Genomic DNA, 6,730 nt, shown 5'->3' with positions numbered 1-6,730 from the left:
AAAAGTTATAATGTGTACTATAAAGAATTTTTAGAAAAATATATATAATTGCGCATTTTCCTTTAATGAGATAACTCCAATGTTAAAACCTGTCTTTACAAAGTATATACAAAATACACTGTAAATTAAAAATTTTAACAAAAAAATAAAAAATTATATTCACAATTGACTTATTATATGTATAATGAAAATTGTAGAAACTTGGAGATTATTCTTTTAATTCTAAATTTTACAAATGAAGGTACATAATGCGCAATTAGAGAACCTGATTTGCTAGATTCATATTTAAATAGGTTTATTACAATTGGTAGTAATAATGCAGTTTATTCCATCGGTTTCAAGGGTATATGCCTATGATGGGCGTATGCTCTTATTTTTAAAGATAATAGTAAGAATATTTTAAACTATCTTATTGCTTTTGAAAAAATGGGGAGGTGCTATTTATGGGACGTTATACACTACAACGTTTCGCGTACATGATCATTACATTATTTTTAATCACAACTTTAACATTCTTTTTAATGAAGTTGTTGCCAGGTTCTCCGCTTAAAAATCAGGAGAAATTATCACCTGCACAGAAAGAAATCATTTTAGAAAAGTATGGCTTAAACGATCCACTACCAGTGCAATATGTTCACTACATGAAAAATTTAGCTAAAGGGGACTTAGGTGTATCATTCCAGTATGATAACCGCCCAGTAACAGATATGATTGTTGACCGCATTGGTCCATCTGCACAATTAGGTTTTCAAGCCATTGTTTTAGGTACTATTATTGGATTATTACTAGGTATTGTTGCAGCGCTTCGTACGAACACATGGGCCGATTACGGGGCAACGTTCATTTCGGTACTCGGGATGTCTGTACCGGGATTCGTTTTTGCAGCCCTATTACAATATTATGTAGCAGTAAAAGCGGGTTGGTTACCGGTAGCGTTTTGGAAAGGGTTTGAATATACAATTCTTCCAACAATTGCATTGGCGGTATCTGTAGTAGCTACAATAGCTCGTTTTGCACGTACCGAATTAATAGAAGTCATGCAGGCAGAATACATTTTAACAGCAAAAGCAAAAGGGCTTAGTCAAGGTGTAATTATTGTGAAACATGCATTGCGAAATGCTCTTATTCCAATCATTACGATTTTAGGTCCAATGGTTGCAGCTTTAATGACAGGAACACTTGTTGTTGAACAAGTATTTGCTGTACCAGGTTTAGGGGAACAGTTCGTTAAGTCTATTCCATTGAACGACTATACAGTTATTATGGGTACAACGATGTTCTATAGTGCGCTGTTCATTCTTGTTATCTTTATTGTTGATATCTTATACGGCGTAGTTGATCCTCGTATTCGTTTAGCGGGAGGGAAAAAATGATGAAAGATGTGCAAAAAATATCTCCAGATTTATTTCAACCAGCAAATCGTAGTAATGTAGATAATGAAGTTATTGCCCGTCCGAGTATAAAATTTTGGGAAGATGTAAGAAGAAGACTGTTTCAACATAAGGGTGCGGTCTTTGGAATGGTTATTTTAGCTATCATTGTTCTATTAGCAATTTTCGGTCCGATGATGAGTAAATATTCTTATAAAGATCAAGATTTAAACCGTGCAAAAATACCGCCGAGAGTGCAAGGTCTAGAACATATTCATTGGCTACCATTTGATGGTGTAGACCAATATGGTGTAGATCAGTATGAGAAACGCGATATTAAAGAATATTTCTGGTTTGGTACAGATGATCTTGGCCGTGATATTTGGACAAGAACGTGGGAAGGAACACGAGTATCTTTATATATCGCATTATTAGCAGCGGTAATTGATTTAATTATTGGGGTTGCATATGGTGGGGTTTCCGCATTCTACGGAGGCCGCGTTGATAACTTCATGCAACGTTTCGTTGAGGTATTAAATGGTATTCCGTACTTAATTGTCGTAATTTTAATGGTAATTGTAATGGATCCTGGTATTCTATCAATTACACTTGCGATGACTCTTACAGGATGGATTGGAATGTCACGTGTTGTACGTGGACAAGTTTTGAAAATGAAAGATCAAGAGTATGTGTTAGCATCACGTACACTTGGAGCAACAAATACACAATTAATTGTAAAACATTTAGTGCCAAACTTAATGGGATCTATCATTGTTATGACAATGTTTACAATTCCACATGCGGTATTCGGAGAAGCTTTCTTAAGTTTCATTGGTCTTGGAATTCAACCGCCGTTAGCATCATTAGGTTCTTTAGTAAGTGACGGGTATAAGTCAATTCAAACATATCCACATATGATGTTTATTCCAGCAGCTGTAATTAGTATGTTAATTTTAGCATTAAACTTATTAGCAGATGGTTTACGTGATGCGTTAGATCCAAAAATGCGTAAATAAAGGAGAAAGGAGAGGGAATTATGAAAACATTGTTAGAAGTAAAAGACTTACATGTTTCTTTTGACACACATGTTGGTGAAGTACAAGCAGTGCGCGGGGTTACTTTTGACTTGAAAAAGGGAGAAACGTTAGCGATTGTAGGGGAGTCTGGTTCGGGGAAATCTGTTACATCTAAAGCGCTAATGGATTTAATTCCAAAGCCGCCAGGTCGTATTAAAAATGGAGAAATTCTTTTTGATGGCCGAGATTTAACGAAGTTGTCTGAAAAGGAAATGCAACAAATTCGCGGAAAAGAAATTGCGATGATTTTCCAAGATCCAATGACATCTTTAAATCCAACGATGACAATTGGTAATCAAATTATGGAAGGTCTTATTAAACATCAAGGAATGAATAAAACTGACGCGCGTAAAGTTGCGTTAGAGCTGATCGACCTTGTAGGAATTCCAAATCCGGAAGCACGCCTAAAACAATATCCGCACCAATTTTCAGGTGGAATGAGACAACGTGTCGTTATTGCGATGGCGCTTGCTTGTAATCCGAAATTATTAATTGCCGATGAGCCGACAACTGCGCTTGACGTAACAATTCAAGCGCAAATTTTAGAGTTGATGAAAGACATTCAGCAAAAAACAGAAGCGGCTATCATTTTTATCACGCATGATTTAGGTGTTGTTGCCAATGTAGCAGATCGCGTAGCTGTTATGTATGCAGGGAAAGTTGTAGAAATTGGAACGGTTGATGAAATTTTCTATAATCCAAAGCATCCGTATACATGGGGATTATTAGCTTCGATGCCAAGTTTAGAAGGTGGGGAAGAAGAATTATATGCGATTCCAGGAACGCCGCCAGACTTATTAAATCCGCCGAAAGGTGATGCATTTGCAGCGCGTAATCCACAAGCTTTAAAGATTGACTTTGAAATGGAACCACCTCTATTCAAAGTAAGTGATACGCATTATGCAGCAACGTGGCTGCTTCATGAACAAGCTCCAAAAGTGGAGCCGCCTGAAATTGTCCAAAGACGTATTCGACAAATGAAAGCGGGTGAACAGCATGACTAATAATCGTGAGAAATTAATTGAAGTGAAAAATGTAAAACAATATTTTAACGTGAACGGCGGAGTTGTTAAAGCGATTGATGATGTTACGTTTGATATTTACCGCGGAGAAACATTCGGACTTGTAGGAGAGTCAGGTTCTGGTAAATCGACAACGGGAAGAACAATCATTCGTTTATATGATGCGACGGCAGGAGAAGTATTATTTGATGGGGAAAATGTACATGGTAAAAAATCACGTGCTGACCTAAAGAAATTTAACCGTAAAATGCAAATGATTTTCCAAGATCCATACGCATCATTAAATCCGCGTATGAGCGTTGGAGATATTATTGCAGAAGGAATTGATATTCACGGTCTTGCTAAAAACAAAGAAGATCGTATGAAGCGTGTGTATGAATTGCTTGAAACGGTTGGTTTGAACCGTGAGCATGCAAGTCGCTTCCCGCATGAATTCTCTGGTGGACAACGTCAGCGTATTGGAATTGCAAGGGCGTTAGCAGTAGAGCCGGACTTTATTATTGCCGATGAGCCGATTTCAGCACTTGACGTGTCAATTCAGGCGCAAGTCGTTAACTTATTGAAAAAGCTGCAAAACGAAAAAGGTTTAACATACTTATTTATTGCCCATGATTTATCAATGGTAAAATATATTAGTGATCGCATCGGTGTTATGTATCACGGGAAAATCGTGGAACTTGCAATGAGTGAAGAGTTATACGAGCATCCAATTCATCCGTATACAAAATCACTACTATCAGCAATTCCGCTTCCAGATCCAGATTATGAGCGCAATCGTAAACGTATCGTGTACGATCCGTCTCAGCATCAATATGGGAATGAAGTACCGCAAATGCGCGAAGTTCGCCCAGGGCATTTCGTGCTTTGCTCAGAAGCTGAGTATAAAAAATATAAAGAAATCTATCAATAAGAGAAACCGAGCGCATGGACAATGTGCTCGGTTTTTTCGTTTTTACAAGAACAATTAAAAACAAAGAGAGAAACGTAGTATTTTGTACAAAATATATATTATAAAAATCTTCTAATTATATTCAGATAATTTAAATAAGTTAAAAAATAACAAAAATCAGTAAATATATTGATGTTAAGAGAAAAAGAAGGAATAAAATGTTAACAGAAAATTTTTATAAAATAGAAAAATAAATATACAAATAATTGATTTGTGTGTATAATATGAATTGTTAGAACTTATTTACTTTTTATTATTTTCGATGAAAGGTCTAACATTTTGGAGGAGGGTATAATATATGAAGAAAAAGGTGCCGATGCTACTTGCATCAACATTGACAGTAAGCATGATTCTAGGGGGATGCGGATATTCAAAAGATGATTCGCAGGCGAAAGCAAAAGGGGACACAAGTAATGCGAAGCAGGTAATCAACATGATTGAAACATCTGAGCTTCCAACGATGGATACAACATTAACAACAGACGCAGCATCTTCAAGCGTAATGAACAATGCAATGGAAGGATTATATCGTCTTGGAAAAGATCAAAAAGTAGTTCCAGGTGTAGCTGAGTCATATGAAAAATCAGAAGATGGAAAGAAATATACGTTTAAATTACGTAAAGATGCAAAATGGTCAAACGGAGACCCTGTAACAGCAAAAGATTTTGTGTATTCTTGGCAACGAGCAGTAAATCCAGATACAGCTGCGAAATCTGCTTACATAATGTTTGATGTGAAGAATGCAGAGAAGATCAATATGAAACAATTGCCAGTAGATCAATTAGGTGTAAAGGCAGTTGATGATTATACATTCGAAGTAGAATTAGACAATCCAGTTCCGTATTTTGTAAATTTAACAGTATATCCGTTGTTCTTCCCACTTAATGAAAAATATGTGAAAGAGCAAGGTCCGAAGCATGGATTAGAAGCGAATACAACATTATATAATGGTCCATTTGTATTAAGTGAATGGAAACATGAGCAAAGCTTCCAATTAAAGAAAAATCCATCTTATTGGGATAATAAAAAAGTTAAATTAGAGGAAATTAACTATAATATCGTAAAAGAGACAGGAACAGCGGTGAATTTATATGAAACAAAAGCAGTTGACCGTGTTCTTTTATCGGCAGAATTTGTAGATAAATATAGAAAAGATAGCGGTTTTAAAACGACAAGTGATCCAACAGTATTCTTCTTACGTTTAAATGAAAAGAATCCAGCTTTAGCAAATAAAAATATTCGTAAAGCGATTTCTTTAGGGTTTGAGCGCAACGGTATGATCAATACATTGTTGAATAACGGTTCAAAAACAGCTGGCGGCTTAGTTCCAGAAGACTTTGTTAAGAATTCTGACGGAAAAGATTTCCGTAAAGAAAATGGAAATCTTGTAAAAGTGGATCTGAAAGAAGCGAAAAAGTATTGGGAAGCTGGTAAAAAAGAACTTGGAAAAGACACAATTGAATTAACGTTATTAAACTCTGATACAGAATTAGCGAAGAAAGTTAGTGAGTTTTTAAAAGGTGAATTAGAAAAGAATTTACCAGGCTTAAAACTAAATGTGAAAACACAACCTTTTGCACAAGTGTTAAAATTAGAGGGCAGCGGTGATTATGATATCTCCTATAGCGGTTGGGGACCAGACTACCCGGATGCAATGACATTCCTTGATTTATTTGTAACAAACGGTGCACAAAATAAAATGGGTTATTCAAATGCTCAATATGATGAACTGATTAAAAAGGCTAAGAAAGAAGGATCTGACGTAAAAGGACGTTGGAATGATCTGTCGAAAGCAGAAAAAATCTTATTCGATGATGCGGCGATTGCACCAATCTATCAACGCGGAAGAGCATTTTTACAGCGTGAAACAATAAACGATCTTTACATCAATAAATATGGCCCAGAGCTAAGCTTTAAGTGGGCTTCTGTAGGAAAATAATACGCATTAAAAAAAGAAGCAGGATTCGAGTCCTGCTTCTTTTTCTAATACGTATGTTTCTTATAAATTCCTTTACCGCCAACTTGATTCCAGTCAGTTTGCACTTCAGCAGATTTATTTACGAATTTCATCTTGTCTTTGCGGCCAAACAATTTTTCCCCAAACCCATTTGTAATAATCCCAATAGTTGCGGTGATCCCAATGACTAATGCTGCAACGATTACAAAATCAAGAAAAAAAGCTCCCATATGTAATCCCCCTTTGCACAAGTATATTTCTATTGTATGTTGAAAAAGACGAAAAAAAAAGAATTGTTCGATAAAAAGATTGTATTTGTAGAATTTGCCCCGCTATTCGTGGGCAGTAATACTCCC

Annotated in this window: 6 protein-coding genes; 5 read left to right on the top strand and 1 reads right to left on the bottom strand. The window is 36.0% G+C overall.

The window, feature by feature from the left end; all coding sequences use genetic code 11:
* The first annotated feature begins 443 nt into the window (after window positions 1–443).
* The 5 genes from opp3b (at window position 444) to V7024_RS19380 (ending at window position 6,356) form a co-directional block, all read left to right on the top strand.
* Window positions 444–1,373: an oligopeptide ABC transporter permease gene (gene opp3b / locus V7024_RS19400; RefSeq protein ID WP_335522877.1), complete on the top strand. Its 930-nt coding sequence runs from the start codon at window positions 444–446 to the stop codon at window positions 1,371–1,373.
* Window positions 1,370–2,386, top strand: coding sequence for an oligopeptide ABC transporter permease (opp3C, locus tag V7024_RS19395; RefSeq protein ID WP_335522875.1), 1,017 nt, complete (start codon window positions 1,370–1,372; stop codon window positions 2,384–2,386). The genes opp3b and opp3C overlap by 4 nt, the downstream gene beginning before the upstream one ends.
* Window positions 2,387–2,406: 20 nt before the next feature.
* Window positions 2,407–3,450, top strand: a complete 1,044-nt coding sequence (locus tag V7024_RS19390) for an ABC transporter ATP-binding protein (protein WP_335522873.1) — start codon at window positions 2,407–2,409, stop codon at window positions 3,448–3,450.
* A complete protein-coding gene (locus V7024_RS19385; RefSeq protein ID WP_335522872.1) occupies window positions 3,443–4,378 on the top strand; it encodes an ABC transporter ATP-binding protein in 936 nt (311 codons plus the stop codon). The genes V7024_RS19390 and V7024_RS19385 overlap by 8 nt, the downstream gene beginning before the upstream one ends.
* A gap of 337 nt (window positions 4,379–4,715) precedes the next feature.
* Window positions 4,716–6,356 (top strand): peptide ABC transporter substrate-binding protein, encoded by a 1,641-nt coding sequence (locus V7024_RS19380; RefSeq protein ID WP_335522870.1) that lies wholly within the window; start codon window positions 4,716–4,718, stop codon window positions 6,354–6,356.
* Between the two features lie 44 nt (window positions 6,357–6,400).
* Here V7024_RS19380 and V7024_RS19375 read toward each other — a convergent pair whose 3' ends face one another.
* The gene (locus V7024_RS19375; protein ID WP_335522868.1) at window positions 6,401–6,604 is read right to left on the bottom strand and encodes a hypothetical protein; all 204 of its coding nucleotides are present in this window, start codon (window positions 6,602–6,604) and stop codon (window positions 6,401–6,403) included.
* Window positions 6,605–6,730 lie beyond the last annotated feature (126 nt).

This window comes from Bacillus sp. JJ864 (assembly GCF_036963045.1).
Classification (GTDB): domain Bacteria; phylum Bacillota; class Bacilli; order Bacillales; family Bacillaceae_G; genus Bacillus_A; species Bacillus_A pseudomycoides_C.
This window is presented reverse-complemented; position numbering and strand designations above follow the sequence as displayed.

What these genes read in the sequence shown, in the direction of transcription:
- opp3b (WP_335522877.1), top strand. Translation starts at nt 444, where the DNA reads ATGGGACGTTATACACTACAACGTTTCGCGTACATGATCATTACATTA.
- opp3C (WP_335522875.1), top strand. Translation starts at nt 1,370, where the DNA reads ATGATGAAAGATGTGCAAAAAATATCTCCAGATTTATTTCAACCAGCA.
- V7024_RS19390 (WP_335522873.1), top strand. Translation starts at nt 2,407, where the DNA reads ATGAAAACATTGTTAGAAGTAAAAGACTTACATGTTTCTTTTGACACA.
- V7024_RS19385 (WP_335522872.1), top strand. Translation starts at nt 3,443, where the DNA reads ATGACTAATAATCGTGAGAAATTAATTGAAGTGAAAAATGTAAAACAA.
- V7024_RS19380 (WP_335522870.1), top strand. Translation starts at nt 4,716, where the DNA reads ATGAAGAAAAAGGTGCCGATGCTACTTGCATCAACATTGACAGTAAGC.
- V7024_RS19375 (WP_335522868.1), bottom strand. Translation starts at nt 6,604, where the DNA reads ATGGGAGCTTTTTTTCTTGATTTTGTAATCGTTGCAGCATTAGTCATT.